Origin of the sequence: Thiomicrospira sp. (genome assembly GCF_014859555.1) — a bacterium.
Classification (GTDB): domain Bacteria; phylum Pseudomonadota; class Gammaproteobacteria; order Thiomicrospirales; family Thiomicrospiraceae; genus Thiomicrospira.
Window position 1 is genome coordinate 1 of sequence record NZ_JACUTY010000127.1, and the last position, 1,860, is coordinate 1,860.

The window sequence follows — 1,860 nt, forward strand, 5'->3', positions numbered from 1 at the left end:
GCTTTCTTGTTTGAGTGTTGTTACATGTGGTTGTTCTGGATTTAGATAATCAGTTTCTCGTGCCTCTTTACTAGCTATAGACATTTTGGCAATAAAATCGGCTTTTGTTTGCGCCGCTTGTGCTTCATTTACGCTGGCGCCTATAGATGTACCCGAACGCAATAATTGTTTTGATAAAACGAATTCTTTATGCTCTTTGACCAAAAACTTATATAAATTTACAACTCTGATGGCAAATTGGAAGCTTTTATCTAGCACAATATTTTCAACACTCATGCCATTCACCATTCAAAATTAAACATTCAAGCGCAAGCGCTCGCACCAGGCCTGGTTGTTTAGATACCATTGTACGGTTTTGCGTATGCCGGATTCGAAGGTTTCTTGTGGTGTCCAGCCGAGTTCACGTTGGATTTTACTGGCGTCGATGGCGTAACGCATGTCATGGCCTGGGCGGTCTTTTACAAAGACCTTGAGGTCTTTGTAATGATTAATTTTTAATGTTGAATTTTTAATGGTTTTATTTTGTGCAATTGGGGCAAGTTCGTCGAGAATCTCACAGATTTTATCCACGACTTCGATGTTTTGTTTTTCGTTGTGGCCGCCGATGTTGTAGGTTTCGCCTAGTTTGCCCTGTGTGGCAACGAGTACTAAGGCGCGGGCGTGGTCTTCTACGTAAAGCCAGTCGCGGATTTGATTGCCTTTGCCATATACGGGGAGTGGTTTGCCTTCTAGTGCGTTAAGGATCACTAGTGGAATGAGTTTTTCCGGAAAGTGATATGGGCCGTAGTTGTTTGAGCAGTTTGTGACTAGGGTTGGTAAACCATAGGTTCTTTGCCATGCTCGCACTAGATGGTCTGAGCCTGCTTTTGATGCGCTGTAGGGTGAACTTGGGGCGTAAGCCGTTGTTTCTTGAAACAACGGCAATTTTGAATTTTTAATGTTCAATTCTAAATTATCTTGGTTTAATTCATCATTCAAAATTAAACATTCAGAATTATCGTCTGGGTGTGGCAAATCACCATAAACTTCGTCAGTCGAGATATGGTGAAAACGGAAGTTGGCTTTTTTGTCGCCTTGCAGGCCTGCCCAATAAGCTCGTGCTTGTTCGAGCAAGGTATAAGTGCCGACGATATTGGTTTGAATAAACTCGCCTGGGCCGTCGATGGATCGATCTACATGCGATTCCGCAGCCAAATGCATCACGATGTCCGGCTGGTGTTGTGTGAATACACGCTTGAGTTCGGCGGCATCGCAAATATCGACCTGCTCAAACGCATAGCGTGGATTGTCAGTTACGCTTTTAAGCGATTCAAGGTTTCCAGCATAGGTCAGTTTATCGACATTGACGACGGCAAAGTCTGTTTCGTTGATAATATGGCGCACCACAGCACTACCAATGAACCCTGCCCCGCCGGTGACAAGAATTTTAAGTTTTGAGTTTTGATCGCTCTTCATAGTTTATCTTTAATGTTCAATTCTTAATTTTGAGCTGGGTAGTAACCGCCAGTTTTAGGCGCACCACTTTGTAATTTTGAATTCTTAATTTTCAATTTTTAGTTTTCTTGCTTTGTCGCTCAGTCGGTATTTTTGCTTTGGACTTTTGGGCGAATCGGGGTATTTCATTTCAAGCAAACCTTGTTTAATTGAGGGTTGCAGGTAGTCGTATAAAAAGGTTGGTCGATGACTTAGGCCAAGTTGTTTCATAATTTCTTGGCTATTTATTTCTTGCTCATCAACTGCTTTAAGCAAACGCCCGACTTGTTCGGTGACTTGTTCGGTTACACCGCCACTTACACCCTCAACCATTTCTGTAGTTTGTTTTTGTTGGTTGTAGCCGTCTTTTGAATTTTGAATTTTGAA

Annotated in this window: 3 protein-coding genes; all 3 read right to left on the reverse strand. The window is 42.3% G+C overall.

From position 1 onward, the window contains the following. Positions 1-276 (reverse strand): four helix bundle protein (locus IBX48_RS10440; protein ID WP_296834336.1); only part of this gene is annotated, 276 nt, incomplete at its 3' end. Between the two features lie 18 nt (positions 277-294). After that, positions 295-1,455 carry a dTDP-glucose 4,6-dehydratase gene (locus tag IBX48_RS10445; protein ID WP_296834339.1) on the reverse strand — a complete coding sequence of 387 codons (1,161 nt, stop codon included), beginning with the start codon at positions 1,453-1,455 and terminating at the stop codon, positions 295-297. An 84-nt stretch (positions 1,456-1,539) separates the two neighbouring features. Continuing rightward, positions 1,540-1,860 (reverse strand): Fic family protein (locus tag IBX48_RS10450; protein ID WP_365942547.1); only part of this gene is annotated, 321 nt, incomplete at its 5' end.